At 63.4% G+C, this 20076-nt stretch carries 16 protein-coding genes; 2 read left to right on the top strand and 14 right to left on the bottom strand.

What is annotated here, in order from left to right; translation table 11 throughout:
* Window positions 1-196 precede the first annotated feature (196 nt).
* From F5544_RS09845 to F5544_RS09835, 3 genes are all read right to left on the bottom strand, one after another.
* Window positions 197-1201, bottom strand: coding sequence for a ParB N-terminal domain-containing protein (locus F5544_RS09845; RefSeq protein WP_167472909.1), 1005 nt, complete (start codon window positions 1199-1201; stop codon window positions 197-199).
* Between the two features lie 409 nt (window positions 1202-1610).
* Window positions 1611-2789 (bottom strand): DUF6545 domain-containing protein, encoded by a 1179-nt coding sequence (locus F5544_RS09840; RefSeq protein ID WP_167472908.1) that lies wholly within the window; start codon window positions 2787-2789, stop codon window positions 1611-1613.
* Between the two features lie 561 nt (window positions 2790-3350).
* The gene (locus F5544_RS09835) at window positions 3351-3746 is read right to left on the bottom strand and encodes a hypothetical protein (protein ID WP_167472907.1); all 396 of its coding nucleotides are present in this window, start codon (window positions 3744-3746) and stop codon (window positions 3351-3353) included.
* A 93-nt stretch (window positions 3747-3839) separates the two neighbouring features.
* On the opposite strand from F5544_RS09835, the gene F5544_RS09830 reads away from it, so the two are divergent.
* Both F5544_RS09830 and F5544_RS09825 read left to right on the top strand, forming a co-directional pair.
* Window positions 3840-4652, top strand: coding sequence for a PIG-L deacetylase family protein (locus tag F5544_RS09830; protein ID WP_342760429.1), 813 nt, complete (start codon window positions 3840-3842; stop codon window positions 4650-4652).
* A gap of 620 nt (window positions 4653-5272) precedes the next feature.
* Window positions 5273-5686 carry a hypothetical protein gene (locus F5544_RS09825; RefSeq protein WP_167472905.1) on the top strand — a complete coding sequence of 138 codons (414 nt, stop codon included), beginning with the start codon at window positions 5273-5275 and terminating at the stop codon, window positions 5684-5686.
* An 84-nt stretch (window positions 5687-5770) separates the two neighbouring features.
* Here the strand turns inward: F5544_RS09825 and F5544_RS09820 are convergent, their stop codons facing one another.
* The 11 genes from F5544_RS09820 to F5544_RS09770 all read right to left on the bottom strand — a co-directional run bounded on the left by F5544_RS09820 (window position 5771) and on the right by F5544_RS09770 (window position 20069).
* Window positions 5771-6010: a hypothetical protein gene (locus F5544_RS09820; protein WP_167472904.1), complete on the bottom strand. Its 240-nt coding sequence runs from the start codon at window positions 6008-6010 to the stop codon at window positions 5771-5773.
* Between the two features lie 71 nt (window positions 6011-6081).
* Entirely contained in the window at window positions 6082-6975 is an 894-nt protein-coding gene (locus tag F5544_RS09815) for a hypothetical protein (RefSeq protein WP_167472903.1), read from the bottom strand.
* Window positions 6976-7006: 31 nt separating this feature from the next.
* Window positions 7007-8386 (bottom strand): hypothetical protein, encoded by a 1380-nt coding sequence (locus tag F5544_RS09810; RefSeq protein WP_167472902.1) that lies wholly within the window; start codon window positions 8384-8386, stop codon window positions 7007-7009.
* Between the two features lie 99 nt (window positions 8387-8485).
* Window positions 8486-11062 (bottom strand): hypothetical protein, encoded by a 2577-nt coding sequence (locus F5544_RS09805; protein WP_167472901.1) that lies wholly within the window; start codon window positions 11060-11062, stop codon window positions 8486-8488.
* Window positions 10974-12242, bottom strand: coding sequence for a DUF1173 family protein (locus F5544_RS09800; RefSeq protein WP_167472900.1), 1269 nt, complete (start codon window positions 12240-12242; stop codon window positions 10974-10976). Before F5544_RS09800 ends, F5544_RS09805 begins: the two co-directional genes overlap by 89 nt.
* Before the next feature lie 47 nt (window positions 12243-12289).
* The gene (locus F5544_RS09795; RefSeq protein ID WP_167472899.1) at window positions 12290-12967 is read right to left on the bottom strand and encodes a hypothetical protein; all 678 of its coding nucleotides are present in this window, start codon (window positions 12965-12967) and stop codon (window positions 12290-12292) included.
* Window positions 12964-14358, bottom strand: a complete 1395-nt coding sequence (locus F5544_RS09790; protein ID WP_167472898.1) for a type IV secretory system conjugative DNA transfer family protein — start codon at window positions 14356-14358, stop codon at window positions 12964-12966. The genes F5544_RS09795 and F5544_RS09790 overlap by 4 nt, the downstream gene beginning before the upstream one ends.
* Complete coding sequence (locus F5544_RS09785) at window positions 14355-14849, bottom strand: hypothetical protein (protein WP_167472897.1); 495 nt, start codon at window positions 14847-14849, stop codon at window positions 14355-14357. Before F5544_RS09785 ends, F5544_RS09790 begins: the two co-directional genes overlap by 4 nt.
* Window positions 14846-16219 (bottom strand): ATP/GTP-binding protein, encoded by a 1374-nt coding sequence (locus F5544_RS09780; protein ID WP_167472896.1) that lies wholly within the window; start codon window positions 16217-16219, stop codon window positions 14846-14848. Before F5544_RS09780 ends, F5544_RS09785 begins: the two co-directional genes overlap by 4 nt.
* A gap of 116 nt (window positions 16220-16335) precedes the next feature.
* The gene (locus tag F5544_RS09775) at window positions 16336-17910 is read right to left on the bottom strand and encodes a hypothetical protein (RefSeq protein ID WP_167472895.1); all 1575 of its coding nucleotides are present in this window, start codon (window positions 17908-17910) and stop codon (window positions 16336-16338) included.
* A complete protein-coding gene (locus F5544_RS09770; RefSeq protein ID WP_167472894.1) occupies window positions 17907-20069 on the bottom strand; it encodes a hypothetical protein in 2163 nt (720 codons plus the stop codon). The genes F5544_RS09775 and F5544_RS09770 overlap by 4 nt, the downstream gene beginning before the upstream one ends.
* Window positions 20070-20076 lie beyond the last annotated feature (7 nt).

Raw genomic sequence — 20076 nt, 5'->3', positions numbered from 1 at the left:
ATCTTGCGATTTACATGCCCCAAGTATCACGTTGAGCAAAAACAACTAATAGCACAGTACGTCGACTGGCCCCGAACACGCGGCGGCTATCTGATTGCACGATGCATAATATGCTGGTTCCTACACCGCCACAATTTCCTCCAGCATCCTGTATAACTGACCTCGCATAGAATTGAATCCTGCAGCTAAAGAGTTTTTATCGTTGGTCGAGTAGGTACGCCAACTGCCGCCACTCCTCGGAGCGTTGTCGCGCAAGTTCAGCGATGCCATGGGTGCAGTGATCCGGAAGGCTGCGGACGATAGCGCTCCAATCAACTCCACGCTCGAAGGGGATCTCCAGCCAGCGCAACAGCTTCCGCCCTGTTTCGGTAAATCGGAGCGAAGGGTCTCTCCGCAGCCGCTGCAACGTTTCGTCGGCGTCAATCTTCCGTGGGGCAGACGTCGGTACATTCCTGACAGACCGGCCCATAGGTCCGTGCATAGAAGCGGCGCCATTGTCAGACCTGCGAGATGATATGGGCTGCTCGCCGACCCGTAGCTGTTTGCGAACGTCCTTGGCCGTGGTGACCGAGATACCCGCTGCCATAGCTACCTTCCGCGTCGAGGCGCTCGGGTCGGCAGCGAAGAGTTCGGCAGCACGTCGACGGCCCTGCTGCACGTTGGGCCGGTGCAGCACTCCGTTGCGCGCTATCCGACCGGTCGACTGTCCAAATTTGCCAGTCGACCTGTTCCGGATCACTGCGACCGTCCCGCGGGAGATCCCAGCTATCGTGGCAACCGATCTGTCTGACCAGTCCGGATAGAGCAAGAGGATACGGAGCGCAGCAGCCTTGCGATCGGCAAGCGACAACGGCAACCCGTGTGCCGCATTCAGTTTCACCGCCAGGATGAAAGCTTCGGACTGACCTCCATCGAAAAGCACTGCAGAAATGGTCGCTTCACCACGCAACTGCACCGCACGCAGCCGATGCCAGCCGTCGATGACCTGCATCGTTCCCCGGTGGACGACAATCGGAGGAAACGCGGTTGCCGAATCGGCGAGCATTCGTACATGAGCCGCGTTCAACCCTGCTGCTCGCGGCGGTGAGTCCGAGGGCAGCACATCAGATATCGGAAGGTCGACGATATTCGAGCATAACGGCAGCTCGTGGATTGAACTCGCTGCGGAAAAGGCGCCCTCGTCGGATAAACCGGCACTCATAGCGCTACTCATAGATCCCCCTCGGATCTACATCGTGAAGCCCGCGCCCAGGATCTTAGGTCGAGGTTGCCTGACTTGCCGTCGTTATATTTCGCCGACCGCCTGGGCTTGCCATACGGACCTGTCAACCGTGCGGTCGTCGAGCCGACACAGTCATTTTGACGATTGCCACACATCATAAGCACTGCCGACCGCTCAAAGGTCCGCATTTTGTAGTCGATTAATTCTACGAACTATTGAAGGATCTGTAGGTCACAGGCTCCAAACGTGTTCCGGTCGAGTCGTCGCTGCCGGAAACCCGTCGTTGGTCCTAAACCGTACTCGCAGACCTACTCCTTGTCAACCGGCGGTTTATGACTAGTTGATATACTCAGTTCGAGTCTTTCACAAAAACATACTTTATGACGGGTCATGGAGGTGCGATCCGATCGGCAAAATCCCTGACCACTCGCGATTGCATACAACGATGAATAGCGAGCAAGTACTTAGTTTCTGCAGGGAGAGTCGATCGCGTAGCGACAATTTCAGGGAGCAAACTTCTGTCGACGTGTTGGTCGAGTGCCGCCTGCCCAGATAAGGCGAGACGCCTGGACACTTCCAGCCAGCATGCGGTCGCGACCATTTTCCGCCATTTCGGATCAGGTTCGACTCGACTGCACCGAACAGCTTCCTCTAGCAACGCCGGCCACGCCCATCTATCCAGCAAGTAGAAGACACTATCTCGTATCTCGATAACGCGACGATGCAACCCTTCCCAAGGGTCTCGTGAGACCAGCGAGATAGAAGACCGGTTAACCTCCTCCGAGGTAAGGACCAGATTCGGAGTAGCGCCGCGCAGAAGATACCATATGGGGTACAAACGCGCATGACGGTATATATACCCGATATTTTTGACAATCGGTCCTACCACGACCAGGACGCAGCCTAGAGGAACGAGCATAAACCGAAAAGTGCTCAAGATAAACGCTGCTCTCTTCGCTCCAGGCACCGCGAAATGATCCCAACGGTCTAAGGTTCGGATCATAATGAATGGTATCTCGGCCGCACTGCCGAGCATGATCATGACAAGTGCAGCGTATATTGTTCCATCCTGCACATGAGTTAGATGACGCCAAATTATCCAGGTTACAGCCATTGAAGCTAGGAAAAGATAGAGCCCAACCAGAATGACATACCACGCAAACGGTTCCACCCCATTGAGTGGTTTGAATCGGTCTTTAGGCGGCGTAAAGGCAAACGACACCGCCATCCCCGCCAAAATAATACCAACTACAGCGATCCGGAATGCACGCTGTTTAGTCCTATCCGAACCACCCCAAACTGTCATATAAATAACGAGCTCAAGCATCACTGACACATCAACGACGGCCAGCATGCCTTGAAGTAAGTTATTTAGGTCCGCTATGCCGCTGGCTGCGTTTACCGCGGTTCCAAACCATGATTGGATAAAAATGGATCCACACGCGATAACGATTAGAGCCGCCCACAAAGGATGTTGGTTCTTATCACGGATCATAACCGGGGTGCGCACAATGAGTACGACCCATACTAAAGCAAAGACTACTTCACGTATGATCTCAGCGAACATCTACGGCTCCGAGCATAGCCGCTGCTCGTCGCTCGAACTCGCTCGGCTCCCGACTCCAACTGTGGTCGAGGAGTTTTAGCACTCTTGCCGCAAAGGTCTCAGCAACTTCTTCCTGAAGATCTGTCCGAGGATTCGTTGCTGCATACTCGATCACTTCTAGTACATCGCCTCCGTCCGTATATGAAGACGGACGGAGATTATCCTCGGCGAACATGTGGCATATTTCGTGCAGAATAATGTGATCGCAGTGATACCCTGAACAACCAGCACGGTAAAGGATGTAATCACGCTTCCCGTCACAGTACCATAAACCGAATGGCAGCGCTGGCACATTGACAGAACGCACAAATAGCGGCCTGGCTCTTTGTTCAGCCACACGACGACACAAATCCCGAACGCTCGCCGGCCGCGGCTCTAAGGGAAGTTGATCAATCAATGACGTTACGATCTCGTCGATGCGGCTCGACGACATCATCGGCCCGCCCCCTCCCTGATCCAGGCATCTTCTGCTCATGTTAACTTCCGCATAGAAGTGACGCAACGGCCCGCGAGCGCCCTCCCCTACTCTCCGATCCCGTCTCCTTCGACCAAATCGATAACCTGCCTGATTGCGGCGATCTGAGCCGCATCGAGCTTCGCGATCCGAGCCGCCAAGGCATTAACCGAGTCGGCGCTCCATCTTCCAGAATCCTGCGGTGGAGAAAAATAGCTCGGCCGCCTACCGAAGAATTTGCTTAAAATAACTTTTGTATTTTCCGATATACTCCCCGTCTTCCCTGTTAAAATATTATGCAGTTGAGTGTGGGATATCGTTTCGCCACGATTTGCTTCACCTATATCCTTGGATATACGCAAGACCCCAGGAACCCTGCCACGGCCGTATCGCTCCTCCAGCAATTCTCGCAGCATCGCCGCCAGCCATGTTGGCGATAATTCAGAAGCATCGTCATCGGCCATTGTCTCGGACAGCGCCTTTCGATACTATTACAACTCTCGTACCCGACCCACAGCGTAGCCCAAATACCGCAAGATCGGAAGGTGCATAAACCGATGGCTCATAGAACGTTGATGGCAGTCTTAGCGCATCCTGATGATGAATCAACCACTCTCGGTGGAACGCTAGCATTCTACGCGTCTCGGGGCGTTCGCACCATCCTTGTAACATGCACCAACGGCGAGTACGGGGACCGTCCGTATGGAATCAAACCCGGTCCTGGTCACGACACACAGGCAGTAGCTGCCATCCGCGTGGAAGAACTGCGACTCGCTTGCGAACACTTGTTGGTCAGCGACCTTGAACTACTTGGCTACCACGATTCCGGCACTGTTGAATGGGATTACAAAAACAAGGCCATAGCATTCTGCAACATGCCTCTGGAAGAAGTAGCTTCCGAAATTACTGCGCTCCTGCGAGAGTATCGGCCTCAAGTCGTACTTACTCACGAACCGACTAGTACCCGTCACCCAGACCACCGTCACGCCTCGCAAGCGACAACCATGGCTGTCGAAGTTACGAACATACCCATGAAGTTTTATTATACCGCACACGGAACAACATATTGGGAACGTATTCGTCGCGCCCTTGCCCGCAACGGCATCGCCCGGCCGAAGCCGGGTATCGAACGCTTGCAGGTCACAGATAGAATCGACCGAGAAATAACAACCAGTCTTGATATCTCCTCGGTGCTTGAGCGTAAGCGGGCGGCGCTCTACTCTCACAGGAGTCAGATCCATAACTCAACCGCCGCGAAAGTACCCGCAGGTGAATGGTCTGAAGTTTTTCGCACGGAGGAACACATTCGGATATACAACTCTACGGGTGCGTCGACACCCGAAGATGACCTGTTTGCAGGAATAGCATGATTTTTCTCCCCGATGAGAGCTGATAGATGACAAATTTTCATGCAAGTTGAGGAGCGTGCCGCTACTAATTTAATCCTGCGGAGAGCTTCGATGGAACGGTATTCAGGACCCGACCTGGGTGCATCCCGCTCGGATTTGTGCCGAGACCCAATCGACGGACAGCAGCATAAAATAGCCCTTCAGGCCGCTGCCCGGATCCGCAGGGCACCTCAATCAGTAGTCGGTCTTGGTAATTCGGATGATGTGCAGGCGGCTGCCGACCTCGCCTGGGTATCGGCGCGAAGCGGTTGTGACCGGCTGCCAGCCGGAGTCAGTGTGAGCTCGAATTCGGGCCGAAGTAACGGCTTCACTGTTCCGGCAGTCCCGCTTCGAGCATGACTGTAGTCCGACACAGAGCAGCCCAGTCGTCGTGATGGATCAGTTCGGTATCGCCTTGACGCTGCCAGTCGATCCAAGCTGGATCTTTGCCGATCCAGTTGGCTATCACTGGAGTCAGTGACGTCGGTGGAAACGCGAGCAGGGGCGGCTGCGGGTGCGTCCTCCCCCGGTTCGGTGGCCAAACCGAGGGTTTCGCGCGGCCGACTACGTGGAAGTAGTGGTTCAATACCGAGCTGGCCTCGATGGATCACTCTGTCAGTCAAATCCATGATCTTGAATGCCCGCAGCAATGCGGCAAACCGCAACGCCACCTGGGTGCCTGCAGGTCAGCGGAGACAATCACCGAAGTCGACCGGCTCGTGAACGGCCATGACTCTGCTATCGGCGCAAACCCAGGCGCAGGCTCAATCCTGCGCGGAATGTGGAACATGCAAAGCGGAGTCGCGCATGGCGGACTCTGGTCGATGGAATTCGCGGCCATCGCCCCTCATGGATCGGACCGCGAAAGGCTGCGGATCTCCGCCGACGTTGGAATGGTCGCGGCTCAATTGAAGATGGTCACGGTGATCACCTACTTCGCGTGCAGGCTGTACTGCCTCCGATCCGGAAACGCCGAATCGGAGGACATGAGTCACGTCGGTGGATCATCACGGTAAACGCCTGGAACGCCAGAACTGTTGCACCCCAACGATGAATAAGCGCGATAATCGGTTGGTGTGTCATTTCTTTCGTGGTCTGGTCTATTTTGTGAGTTCCCACGGGAGACGCTCGGTGAGCACGAGCCCGGCCTGCCATTGTTCGGCGCAGTCGGGGCAAATAGTTTCTCTGTGCGAGCATTCCGTTCCGATGGGGGCAACAGTGATCTCGACTTCATCGATCCGCATCAGCGGCATGGTGCTGCCCTCTGGGACATAAGAGAAGTCCAGTAGTGCTTGCACGGTCTTCTTGATGGTAATCGCGACCTCCTTGCTGGTGTTCACACGCCATTGCGCGTGAAGTCAGAGTTATTGCGTGAGGGCATCATCGGGCGGCGAAGTAGGTCGCCTGCCGCTCATAACCGTGCCTTTCGTCGTACTCGCGCCCCAGCCGTGTGGCGCCGTCCGTGCGTCTTGCGTCGACCGCGCGCCGCGTCGTCGAGGCGGGTGCTGATCGCAGCGGTTTCGGGTTCCGCTGCTACGACGGCGCCGCCGAGTGCCCTGGCCGCCAGGATCTCCGGGTGGTCGCACGCGCATATCCGTGCCCTCGCCGCTAGCGCATCGAGGCGGGCTTGGAACGCGCAGAGGTCTTCGACGATGTCGGCCGGCACGGTCACTGCGGGCAGGTGCTGTCCGACGCGCGCGGTGCCGAGGTAGGGCGCGCCGATGGCAAGGTCGCCGAGCATGTCGGTGACTCGCGCGTAGTGCGGGACGCCGACGCGGCCGATTTCACGGAGTTCACTGCCGCGCGGATGGTCTTGCCGGTGCTCGACGGTCGTCCATTCCCGATCGATCAGGCCGACGGTGAGGATTCGGCTGGGTTCAGCTGGATCGGTGAACTGGATGCTGATTCCGCCTGCGAGGGCGTGGTCCAGCGCTTGAGCGGCCTCGGTGGCGGGATCGCCAGCGGTCGACCTCATCCGCCCTTTCGGCTGTTGAGCGGCCCGAGTTGTCGTGACCATCGTCCGGATTATGTCGGCGATCACGGAGCCGGTGCCGACACCGAATCGGCGTATCGGGGCGAATTTTTGTCGGCCGGCAGATCGCGCGTACACGGCTGCCGCGGCCAGGGTTGGTCCGGACGCCGACGTGTCGTCGTGCGCGCGGTCGTGCAGCCACGTCAGCGCCTCGTACAGCGTGTCGAACTCGGCACTGCTGGGTTTGGGTGTTTCGTGCGGCCGGGCAGGGTCGGCGAGGATTGCGAATGCGGCCAGGTAGGAGGTGCCTCGCCGAGCTTCTCTCGTGGTCATGATGGTCCTCGATGGGTGAGTCGGATACGATTTACAGGTGGCGGCGCTGGCCGCTCTGCCGGGCCGCGGATTGGGTTCGCCAGAGTCGTTGGCGCCGTTGGTCTGCCGTGACGGCCGCGCCGGGCTGTTGTGTGCGCACGATGCGCTCGCTTCGGTTGCGCACGTCACCTGCTTTGAGCAGCCTGCTGGGTGGAGCAGTCGAGGCGGGACGGCAGTCGACGCACTGTCCGTCGGTCACTTGGCGGAACTCGCTGCAGCCCTCGCACCATCCGTTGCTCATCGGCACCGGCTCGAAGCCCGTGATCGAGCGGCGCGGTGTCGGCTGTTCCGGCGACTGCGGCAGTTCGGGGTGGTCGCGGACCCAGGTTTCGATGGCGCGGTATCCGACGTGACCCATATCCCTGCACAGGCGCCATTCCTGCCGAAGGACGCTGCGCGCGGCCGGGCCGCTGTGTTCGGCGATGAATTCGCATCGGGCGTTGATGGCGTCGATCCTGCTGTGTCCCAGTGGAAGTTCCCTGATTCCCGTCACGCCGTCGATCCGGCATGGGTTGCACAGCCCATCGTCGCCTCGTCCGGATCGGATGCGTTCGTTGTACGGCAGCCCGTAGGGCGAGGTGCTGGCATCGAGTGCCGCGCGTTCGAGGCGGCAGCCCACGCACGGCAGCCCACGCAGCGTGGGGGCAGCGTCTTCCTTGTCCTGGTCTCGGTAGTAGTCCTCAACCTCCTTGTAGCGGTCGTCGTCGTAGTCGTTGTCATACTGAATATCCAGCGACGCGAAGGGTTTTCGACTGTCGCGGGCGTACGGTTTGTCGCCGTCGACACCTGCCCGCCCATCCGGCACCTCGTTCACCAGCTCGGTGTCGTCGATCGTGTCCTCGCCCGCGCGCTTGCGGTGACGTAATGCGGCGGCCCGGGTGTGCTGGTCGGCGGCGGTGTCGCCGAAGTACGCGTCGACGACCCCGGGTTCCTCGCGATTGGACGGCCGGGTCGGGCGGGTCCGCAGCGTCGGGTCTACGCGACGGCGGGTGTCGCGGGGTGGTCGGTAGAAGTCGCTGCCGTTGGAGTTCGTGGCACTGGCTCGCACGCTGCGTCCTCCGGCTGGTCGTGCGGGAAGCGGGTTGCCTGGTGCCTCGTGGAGGTGGGGATCGGTTGGTGGCACTAGTTTTTCGATGAGCGCGCGCTGTGCCGGGTTGTTGTGCCAGAGCTGTCTCATCTCGGCTTTGGCCTCCTCGTAGGGGTGGCGCTCCCAGATCGAGACGCACTGCCAGATCATGCCGAGCCGCTCACGGTCGATCGTCTTGGCGAGTTCGCGTACCTGCTGTTTGGCGCGGCGCAGGTCACCGGAGTTCACCAGGGCGGCGACCGCGGAGATGGCTTCGATGTCCCGGTCGATCAGCGGCTCGGCCATGGTCCGTGCCCCTGCCGCTCGACGGCGCAGTGCGCGCCGATCCGGGATGTGAATGGTGTTGTCATCGCGAAGCCTCCTTCGCTGCGGGTTATGCGGAGTTCAGATGCGGCGGTGCCGGTGCGCCGGGGGTTTCGACCGGCCCCTGCGTATGCGCTGCGCCCACGATTTGGTGGAGTCAGGACTCGTTGCTTCGGCGCGCTCTGCTGGGCCGCCTTGCGTGTGGTCACCACCTCGTGCCCCATTACGGGAGCCGTCGGAGAGTCGGCCCCCGCGATTGGTCGGTTCGGGTGGCCTCACTCGGTCGCCGATAACGTCGGTTGCGCAATCGGACGATTCGCGGAAGGCGTCGGAAATCGCGATCCGGCCGCCGAATTCATACAGCAGCTGTGCGGCGGCGTGGCTCCACTCTGCGCTGTGTCCTGGCTCGGTGATCGAGTCGACCAGCTCCTTGTAAGCGGCGCGGTAACTTGTTGTTTCGCGTGCTCTGTCTAGCCCGGTCGCGAGGTCGGCGACGTCGGTCGCGTATTTCCACAGCTGTGCTTGTGCCTCGTCGGGAGGGTGGACCGCCGGACGCGGAATCGCTTCTCCTGTCCGGGCGTCGATCAGGACGGGCCTGGTTTCCAGACCGTCGAGGAATTCGCCAAGCCACGGGTGCACTCCGGAGTCAACCCGGTATTCACCGACGTACTCTGTCAGGTTGATGTGCTCGTTGTGTTCGCGCCGGTATTCGCGGGCTTGCCACTGCCCGGCACCGCTGTTGTAGGTGATCGAGACGCGTCGTCCGGGATTACCGGCCGCCGGCGCGGCGAATTCGACATAGGCCCCGCGGGTTTCGGCGTCGTGGAGTGCTTTCCACTGCGGGTATGTCGGGTCGAACCGCTGTCGAACGGCAATCTCTATCCGATCGGCGATCTGCGCCGACCTGGTGTCGGCGGAGTCTATGAGACCGGCGGTCGGTGAATCCGGGTAGGCGCGCCATGGGTCGGAATCGATGTATCCCGTTGCCTTTTCATCGAGAGGCTCGAGACCGTTCAGGACCCGCCCGATCCTTTCGTCGAGCTCGGCCTGTAATACCTCGCACTCCCAGTAGATCTCCGGGTGCATATCCTCAAGTCGCATGACGCCCATTTCGCTACTCACGGCCTGATGAGCAGCAAGTAGTGCGTCCAATGTGCCCTTTGCCTGAACTCGGCCGAGGTGGTTGTCGAGATCGGTCAAGAACCCGAGAAGGATTGCTTCGTGCGCCGCCGGAACCACGACCGGCGCGCTGCGGGATGGTTGCTCGCCGTTGAGCGTTGGCCCCCTCCTGAGTTGGTCCACCACCGCACCCAGACGTTCCGCGTCGTCCAAGCGGTAGTCGCCGATCGGACGCAAAGCAACGCCGTCGAGATACATGGATGTGGGTGCCGATGGCGAGGGCACCCACTCGGGATCTGCGACCAGTTCTCGGGCAGCGAACTCATGATGCTTGGTGAAGGTGATCTGGACGACGCGGTGCGGCTGGGCGTCGGTCGCGGCGGCGAATACGACGCTCACTCCCTGGCCGCGCACCTTCTCGAGCTCGGAATACGCCTCGTACTGCGGATCGAAGCGTGCCCGTATCCGACTGCGGTGATCGCGGACCGTCGCATCGGTCGGCTGAGTTCTCACTGCTGCACCAAGGTTCGCGACACCCGGATTAACAACCTCGGCCGCGTCTGCGAGATCATCAGGCAGAGCGATGATTTCGTCTTCGCGGAGCGCACGCTCCTTCGTGGCGAGGACGAGTGCCCTGTTCTGCTCGCCCACTGCGGCGGGGCGTGCTCTCTGCGCGCCCATCTGAGTTGTCGGCTCGGCTTGCGCGCTGGATCGCCGCTGGATGCGGTCGTCCAGCGACGCGACCAAGGTCCGGTACTCGTCGCGGGTGATGTCGTAGACGGCAGTGTCGACATCGGACGCGCCGCCGTGCAGGCCGGGTGCTGATGCCTCGTGGCGCCGCAGTTCTGCGACGACCTGTTCCCGTGCCGCCGCGAGCGTTGCGGGACTGCGGGCGCTGCGTACTGCGTCACGAAGGGTGTCGATCCGGCTCTGATGTTGTTGCAGGACCGTTCGTTCCTTCTCCGGCACGACGATGGGCGGTCGTTCGGTCGTCTGGTCGGTCGGGGAACTGTGGTCCTGGAGTACCGGTTCGGTGGCCAGGTACTGCAGCAGCCGGTCCAGCGATTCGCTCTCGATTCGATATTCGCCAGCGACCCGTAGGTCTGCCGGGTCGTACGGACCAATTGCGCTCGAGCCGATTTCGGGTAGTCGGCCCGCTTGCGCTTCCAGCTCGAATGCGGTCCATACGTGGTAGAAGGCGATCTGAATGACTCGGTTGTCGGCGGCGGACGCCGATGCGGCGAAGGTAACGGAGAACGGCGAGTCGAGCAGATCGGTCAGGTCCGCGTGCGCCCGCACCTCCGGGTCGAATCGCTCGCCGAGTTCCCGACGAACCCGGTCGGCGATCCGTTGGACGCCGCCTTCGCCGTCGCTCTCCCATTCGGTCGCGGAGTAGACCACGCCGTCGACCACCGGGTCGTCGCCGATGACGTCGCGCCAGAATTCGAACTCACTCATCGCCGTGATTCCCTTCAGGCGGGTCTGGGAGTTCGACGTCGAGGGTGGGCTGGTCGGGTTCGTCGTGAGATCGACGGTCACGCGGTGCCACCGCTGGTGGGGGCGTTTCATTGGCGGCGTCGAAGATCCATGAATCCAGCTGCGATGTCGAGATGAGCGCGTCGATGCCGCTGCGCAGCAGGCCGCTGTCCTCGGGGCCGATGATGTAGCACGCCGTGACCGGGGAGGTATCGATGAGGGTGAGCGCTGCCATGGGGATGTCCGGGCCCTGGTTGTAGCGAAGCGATTTCACGAACCGTCGTTGATCGTCGGTGAGCCTGTCGACGAGGTGCTTTTCGGTGGGTGTGCTGACGGGGATCCAGTGCTGGGTCACGGTCATGACCGCGATCTGTTCGACATCGGTTGTGCCCGTGCCGGATTCACCGAAGGTGAGGATTCCGATCAGATGCGTTTCGGGGTTGCCGGCTCGCAGCGACAGTTCGGTGTGGAACGTCGCGACCATCCGCGTGTACGTCTCGTTCGCGATGTGTAGCGGAAGGTCGGGTACATGCTTGAACAGCAGTGCGGCGCCGGTCGTGGTCGGCGTGATGCGTTTGATCTCGCCGACGGCGATCATGAGCCGACGGTGCGATCGGTCGCCGGTGATGTGGGACAGGGTGCCCGTGCGCCGGGCGATGATCTCGGCCTTGCGCTCGGAGTTGAACGTTTCGGGTATCCAGAGCCGATCGACCAGCGGGGTCCGGTTGGTCGTCTTGTCTTCTGCGGCGCAGAGTAGATACTTGCGGATGGTGGCCCAGTTGCGTTTGCCGAGCATGCCTGGTGTCCACCGGGTGAATCCGGCGTCGTCCCACAGCAGGTGCAGCAGACCGCGCAGGGTCAGCTTGGTCGGATCGCCGCCGCTGTCATCGACCTCGGTCGCCGCAGCTGTGGTCGCGGCGCTGCGTCCGTGGTGGGTAAGAGGGAATCCGAGGGTGATCCGGGTGCCTTCCGGTTGCTCCTTCACTGCCTTTCCCAGTAGGTGCGCCAGTCCGGAGACTTCGGGTGGCGGTGCGTAGGAGGTACACATCGGGTCGTGGGTTGATCCGGTGCCGGGCATTCGCTTGATCAGGTATCGGCCACTGACCTTGGCGATGTACATGTCGGCACCGTCGCCGTCTTGGCACGTGCAGCGTGGCCGGGTCCCGGTCGCGTGTGCTGTAGCAAGTACCGCTTGGGCGTTGCCCGGGCCACCGTCGAGGACCTGTCCGTTGATGACATACATTGGCTGTCAACGCCTTTCGCGATAGTCGGGGTGTGGTCGGTTGATGGTCATGGCCCGCGCCTGCTGCTGCGTTCGGGGATCCAGCCGCCGGCGATGCGTGAGTACACCCAGACGCGGCCGTCGTAGCGGACAGCGACGGTGCGTCCGGCTGCTTGGATCGCTTGCGCGGATTGGGTTGCGATGAGTTCGGCCATGTCCTCGTCGCCGAGGAGTTCCGGTCCGGTGATCTCCTCCGCCACGGCAGGATCGTGCGCGGGTTGGGGTCGGTCGACGAGGTCGCTGTCGACGAAGTCGTCGAATCCGGGATGCGTGGGTTGGGGATGGGTGCGATAGCCGCAGCGTCCCGGCCCGCAGCTGGAGAAGTCGCTGATGCGGGTGAGTTGGTCGATGGCTGGCCAGAGCCATTGCTGGTGCCAGGCGATGAGGTCTTCTCGGGGCGTGTCGTATTGGTCGGGTCCGGGTAGGTAGGCGGCGTGGTGTGCGGCCATGAGCGCGGTGAGCGTTTCCACGGCGCTGCCGTGCCGGTACCAGCAGGTGGGGATGCGGCTGCCGAGTTGGTAACGATGGCGCAGCCAGTCGACCCAGTCGGCGAGTTCACGCCACAGCTGAGCGGCGGTGTCGGTGCCGAGGTCGACCCAGCTGAATCGGCAGGCGCCGTCGCGGCCGGTGCTTCGGTGGGGGCGGTCGAGCGTCGTGTCCTGGGGTGTGTACGGCTCGATGGTCATTCCCGCCCCGCTTCCGATGCGTCGTGCCGCAGGTGTGGTGGGACTTCGCCTGTGGCGACGATGGTTTCGAAGGTCTCCAGCGCCACCCGGACCTGCCGTTGGGTGTGGGTGGCGTCCCATACGCTCGGTAGTCGCAGTACAGCGGCGGGTGCGTGGCGATAGATGAGCAGCCCTTGGTCTTGGTCGAGTTCGCGGATTTCGTCGGCGCGCAGGACCGGTTCGTCGCGTTGCTGATAGCTGCGGCCCATGGTCCGTGACAGGCTGGCTTCCCATTGTTTGCGTTGCCCGAGTAGCCGGGAGACGGCTTCGAGTTCGTCGCCGCGCAGACCGGGCAGCAGCAGCATGGCCGGTGGTGATTGGCCGAGCATGCGCCCGCCGATCTGGCCCCAGCGCAGTTCGTTCTGGGATTGGTTGTGCGCGAACGCCCAGACGGTGATGCCTTTGCCGCCGCTGTCGGTCATGATGCTGGGCAGTTCCGGGATGGGCGCGACGTTGTTGACTTCGTCGAGGACCAGCCGCACGGGCGGGTCGAGCCGTTTGCCGGGCCGTTTCTGTGAGGCGCGGTCGGCGACGTGGTGGACCTCGGCGGCCAGGGCGGCGACGAACGGGGCCATGCTCTGTGACGTGCCTTTGGACAGCAGGTAGAGGGTGTTCGCGTGCGCGGTGTCCAAGACGAACGACTCGACATCGAAGGACTCCGCGCCGGGAACGTCCACCGCAGCGAGCATTTTCGGTGAGGCGAGGGGTTCGAGCAGGCGTGCGGCGGCGGCTAGGACGTCGTCGCTGGATTCGGAGCTGGAGCCCAGGATCTGTTCGAGTTCGGCGGCCCAATCGGGGAGGTGGGCGCCGAGGATGTCGACCGCAGTGCGATTGGTGCGGCTGGGCACCCAGACGCGAACGTCGCGAATCGAGCGGTCGTCGAGGGCGGCGGCGTGGAGGTAGCAGCGCAGCAGGGTGGCGGCTTTGGATTCGAAGTAGCCGCCGTTCTTGGTGCCTTCCAGCGGCATCGCTTTGGTGAGCGCTTCGGCGCGGCGGATCGCTACGTCGGGGTCCGCGCAGCCGGACAGCAGTGACCATCGGATTTTCCCGGGCCATCCCGAGAGATCTTCGGGGTCGAACACCGCGATGCGGCCCTGCCTTGCACGGTCGAGGAACGTCGACGCCATCAGATCGGTTTTGGTCGAGGTGGCGGCGACGAATCCGGGTGCGTCGCACACACGCTGGTACGCCAGCCGCCAGGTCTTGCCGGATCCGGTGGGGCCGTAGACGATGACGCCGTCGCGAGGTGACAGGCATACCCATGATCGGGGATCGGTAGCCAGGACCCCGACCCGGACGGTCAGCCGGTCCGGCGCTACCGGCCGTCGACGGAGTCGATTGCGGAGGTTCATCGCCGCCACCTCCGTCGATGCCAGCGCGGCTCGCGCCGTGCTTGTTCGGGGAACTCGGCGGCGGATTTGCGGGCGGCCGTGTGCGGGTCGAGTCCGATCCGGCGCAGGTCACCACGGGTTGCCAGCCCGACACGGCGGCGGCGGTGACGGCGGCGGGAGTCGATTTCGGCGCCGACGATCGCCACTGCGCTGCACCAGGCGATGGCAACGAGGATCATGCAGATCCACGTCAGCCAGGCGGGGCCGGGTCGCGGGTCGGCTGGCCACGCGGCGGCGGGATCACTCCAGTGTTCGGTCAGCCGGGCCAGCGTAGGGGTGAGTTCATGCCAGCCAGGAGCGGCAGGGCCGCGCAGACACAGCAACGCAGAAAGGGCCCCGCCGCCGAACACGGCGACGAACCCGCCGCAGACGATGTGCAGGCCGAGCACGACCCCGGCCGGAAGGACCGGTTCCATGCGGATGGGATTGGGTAGCGGTCGTTGGGTGGTCATGCTGCGGAAACCCCTTTCACCGCGCGATCGGTGTCGGTGAGTTCGACCTCCAGCGGGGATCGGATGTGCTGCAACAGGAATGGGTCGCGGCGTCCGATTTTGACCAGGGCTTGGCCGCGGCCCAGGCGCATCAGGGTTTCCTCGGTGCCCGGTGGGAGCCGGTACATGCGGCAGGTTTCGCGGACGTCGTCTTCGCGGCCTTGCCCCATGAGCACGACGATCGAGGCTTCCTGCATAAGTGCCCGCGCCGGTGAGTCTGTCGGCAGGTCGCTGATGTGGTGGAATGCCGAGACGGTGCACAGACCGAGCCCGCGGGACAGTTTCATGTTCGTCTGGAACACCTCGCCGGTGCTGCCCTGGGCGACGTGCCAGCCTTCTTCGACCACGAGAATGGTTTGGGCGAAGCGCGAGGAGCGGGCGGCGAGCCGGTTGGCCAGCCAGGTGTTGATCACGGTCATCACGACCCGCAGTGCGGGCCCGTCGGTCGGCAGGGCGGACAGGTCGAAATGGACCAGAGGGTGGGTGTCGAGGCTGTCGCGGATTTCCGGGCTGGTTTCCGCGTCGACCAGCCCCTTGAGGTCGCGGTCGGCCAGTCGCAGCAACGCGAGGCCGGGCTCGAGGCCCCACTCGAGACCGCGGCCGGCCCATCGACCGCCGACGGTGTCGAAGTCGCCCGTGTGCGGATCGAGCAGTCGTATCGCCAACTCTCGGATTACGGGGGCGCGGCCTTGGTCGCGGGCGTCGACATTGACGAGTTCGAGCGCGAGTCCGACGGCGGATTTCTCTCGTTCGTCGAGCTCGCGGCCCATGCTGTCGGCCAGCACCGCCAGCACGAGCGCTTCTTGGCCGGCGGGCACGATGCCCGACAGGCCGCCGACATGTTCGCCGCCGGTGCTGATCGCAGGATCGAGCAGGTTGACGCACGCTCCACCGCCGCCGGCTCGGAATCGGATCGACGCCGCCCCGAGCGTCCGGGCGATCGGTGTGTACTCGCCGCGCCCGGATTGCGGTTTCTTGTCCAGGACGACGACTTGCCGGTCGGCGACGAGTTGGCGCAGCCCGAACGCGGTTTTGATCAGGGCGGATTTTCCTTGGCCGATATCGCCGATGACGCAGACGTTGATGCCGGAGATCGCGTCGCCGTAGAGAGCGAACGGGTCGAGGATCTCGAGTTCGCCGGAGACGATGTTGAGTCCCGCGACCACGCCTTCGTGCCGCGAGGAGCGGCGGCTGGTGGCCAGATTGAGCGCCTCGGCTTGGCGGGTCGTGGTCCACGCCCCTTCGGGCCGTTGCTCGTACCAGCCGTACCTGTCGAGCAGCCGCCGTCGTCTCGGCACGCTGCGGCGCGGCTGCTCGGCGTGCTGGGCCACCGATGTGGCTCTGCGACCCCGGCGTGCGCGCCACGGGAGTTTTAGGCCGAATCGCGGCTTACCACCAGTCTTGTCGGAGCGCTGGGCGCGGTTGCATTTGCGAGTGAGTCTGCGAGTCATCGGGTGTGCCTCGTTTCGGCCAGGCCGCGCCCGAGCGGCAGCGTGGAGAACAGGGCGACGTCGTGATCCCCTGAGCACCAGCGGATTTCGGCGAGCGCGGATTCTGTTGCGGCTTCGGTGACGCGCAGGCAGGCGCGGTCGAGGTCGTCGGCGTCGCGGCCGGTGACGGCGACCGTGATGGCGTAGACCGCGCCGTGGTACCCGGAGCCGGGCATCAAGTCCTGGCGGCGGCGGTCGGATGCGGAGGCCAGCACTTCGGCGGAGCCGTCGCTGATCTTGCCTTTGGCGCGTTCCTTCTGTTTTCGGGCTTCGTCGGCGGTGAAGTCGCCTTTGGCGGCGGCGCGGGCCTTGTGTGAGGGGACGAAGTCGATGCGCACCGACACCGTGCGGATGGTCGGCATCGGCGGCGTTTCGTCGTCGCCGGGATCGGCGTCCACACCGGTCAACAACGGTGATAGCCACAGCGGGCCGAGTGGGACCGGTTCGATGGCGCTCGGCGGGATGAACCCGACTCGGGTGCGCCAGGCGCCCGCAGCGCCGATCGCCACGCAGTCGGTTCCGCCGATGTAGCTGGGCCAGCAGGTGTCCCACTCGGAGTCGGCGTGCCGGCCCAGCCGGTAGTCGGGATCGATACAGCCGCGCAGCACCGCGCAGGCACGTTTGCGTCCGTAGACCTCGACACGACCCATCCCGGACAGCACCAGCAGGCGTGCGGCGCGTTCGACCTCGTCGCGGATTACCGCGGCGATCCCACCTTCGATCGGCGCGTTCTTCGCCCGCGCCGCCCGTGCGGTGGCGGCCATGAACTCGTCGGTTTGCGGGATACGCAGCACGACGAAGACCCGATGCTCTTCGGCGAGCGGGGCGAGCACGTCGATCAAGGCACCGTAGGACTCGACCGCGGGCAGCAACCGTCGGTCGCCGAGCCTGCCGACCTGCTCTTCCGCCCACCGTTGGTGGGGAGCCATGTCCAGTGGCACCGACCGGTGGACCAGTTGCATCCCGCGGATGAAGCTGCCCGGTCGGGCCAGCTGTGCCTGCAGGCTACCGAACGCCGCCGAGGTCGCGGCGTAGGCGGCGTCGCCGCGCAGTCCACCTGCCACACCTTCCACAGCCAGCATCACGGTGAAGAAGGTCCGCTCTCCCGGGTTCGCGGTGCGCAGGATGAACATCTCGTCCAGGCCGGTTCCGGCCACGTCCAGCGGATTGGTGTTCGCCAACGGCGGCGGCTCCGTCCAGCCGGGGTCGAGCCCGGGGCGGCCGTAGGCGGGGTCGGCGGGGTTGCGGTAGACGTGTTCGCCGCGGCGGCGACGCGTCCAGGTCCGCAGCGCGTGCAGCCACCGCGATGCCAAGGATCGTTTGGCGCCGAATTCCATAGTCGCGGCGAACACCGAGGACAGCCCGACAGCGATGACGATGATCGACCAGGTCGCTCCGCCACCGATCACATACAGCGCGATCGCGGCGAGGATCGAGCATCCCCAGGTGGCCAGCACGGGCTGTGACAGGCCGAGCCAGGAGCGGCGGGCGATCTCGCCGCCGAGCATGTAGGTGCGCTGCTGGTCGGTCATTCCTCGGCCTCCCCGGGTGCGGCTTCGGCGGCGGCACGGCCCTTCTCCAGGGCCGCCGCGGCTCCGGCCACCGCGACGGGAATGGCCACCGCGCCTGCGGCACCGACGATCGCCGCGCCCTTGCCGAGACCGCTGCCAAGGCCGGACGCCAGCTTCCTGCCGATCCCCCCGCTGCTGCGGTCACTATGTCCGGCTTGCGAGGTGGAGCTCGCGTCGTTTCGGCGGCTGCCCATCGTGGCGCCCAGATGGGCTTCGGTCGGGCTGCGGCCGTCGTCCCGGTCGGCGGTCCGCCAACTCGGATCGCCGCCGTCAGTACCGCCTTGCCGGTCCTTCTGTCCCTTCGATGTCTCGGTGTCCGACATCGAGGAGTCGTGGCGGGACCGTCGTGACAGGGCGTGCGCGCCGAGTCCGCCCACGGCGCCGGCGAGCAGGGAGCTGGAGTGACCGCCGAATCCGTTGGCGTCGCTGCGTGAAGGCAGCAGCGGCGCGTACCGCAGCAGTGACCACGGTGCGAGACCGACGACGATGAAGGCGACCACGACCAGGCACAGTTGCCCGAGGGTGCCGAGGTTCCCTTGCCCGGCCGGTTGCCCCGTCAGGGCCGCATTGACCACGGATGTCTCGAGCGCAAGCAGTAGGAACAGCAGAGGTTTGGAGACGACCAGGCCGATGAACAGCAGCACTGGACGTAGGGCCTTGGTCCGCCATTTCGGGTGGACCCACATGCCGAACCCGATGCCGGACGCGATCGCCAAGGCTGGCAATGCGACAGCGTGCATCAACAGGCCGAAGAACACGGCGAGTGAACCCGCGATGAGCAGTAGGAACAGGATGAGTCCGACGACGACACCGCCGGGCAGCGCGGGCGCGGTGAGTTGGCCGCTGAAGTGTTCCAGGTTGCTCACCATTTCGCCCATGTCCGGGCCGGAGATGTGGACGATGCTCTCGGACATGGCGTTTGCTGCGCCGACGATCAGCTGCGCGAGGAACGGTGCGAACAGCATGAGCAGGACGCCTGCCGGGAGGTATCCGAACAGGTCGGCGGCGATGGTTTTCGCGGTTTCGCCTTTGGATGCCGCTCGCCACAACGCGAGCAGGGTCATCAGGCCCATGACGGCGATGCCGATAGCGGTGGACAGCGCGTACCAGCGTAGAAACCATCCCTGGGAGGGGTCGAAGGCGCCCACGGCGACGAGGCCGTGTAGAATCTTGCTGCTCAGGTCGACGGCTGAGGCTTTGGTGGCGTTGGCCCAGTCGTCGATTACGGACTGCGGGTCGGCGACGAATTTGATCGCGGTCGGAATCGCGGTGCCGAACACCCAGCTGAACGCGCTGACAATCGCATTGCCGGCCGCGTACACGCCCGTGTCGCGCAATGTGTCGTCGATCCGGTCGGATAGCGATTTGTTCTGGTCAATCCAGTTCGCGGTACCGGCGAACAGACGCGCCACGGGCGTGTTCCACGCGACACAGTTGCGCTGGTCTCCGCTCGGTGCATCGGCCTGCTCGCAGTTCACGAAAAACGCGTGGGTGCAGTAGTTTCCGGGCAGACCGCTGCTGCATGGCGCGGTCCATGCCTCGTCGGGCACCGTGTCCGCGCCGCTCGTCTTGCGCATTTCGGTCAGGGATTGTTTGTCCGGTGTAGCCGACCAGGCGAAACCCCATGTATTCCATTGGGGATTCGCCCATCGCTTCAGGTCGTCCGCACACGCCGGCTGCGGCAACGCGTAAGCCGGGTCGCCTGACGGGAATACCCTGGGCAGCAACTCTTTCGGCGGTTCTCGCCCTGCCTCGACGTCGGCTGCCAGCCGAGGGTCCATCTGGCCGGGACCAAGCACCCTGCCCGCGCCGACGTAGAGCAGGCTCTTCTTCTGTTCTTCGGTCATCGACCAGTAGATGAGGCGGTCCTCGTTGGCCATCGCGGCGTTGATGTAGGCGCCGATGTCACCGCCGCGGTCCTTGCACGTCCCCGCGAACCACGCCGCTTTGAATTCGAGGGTGTTGCCGATGAACTTGCGCAGGTCCGCGGGGAATCCGTTCGGCAGTGACCCCGACGGGGCGACCTGGCCAGGCTCGGGGTCCGCCCCGGCTGCGCCCGCGCCGACCAGTGTCAGCGCGGACAGCGCTGTGACGATCAAGAGCATCAGAACTCGCCGCATCACGGGC

Origin of the sequence: Nocardia arthritidis (genome assembly GCF_011801145.1) — a bacterium.
Lineage (GTDB): Bacteria > Actinomycetota > Actinomycetes > Mycobacteriales > Mycobacteriaceae > Nocardia > Nocardia arthritidis_A.
The sequence above is the reverse complement of the archived record's forward strand: the minus strand, read 5'-3'. Positions and strand labels throughout refer to the sequence as shown.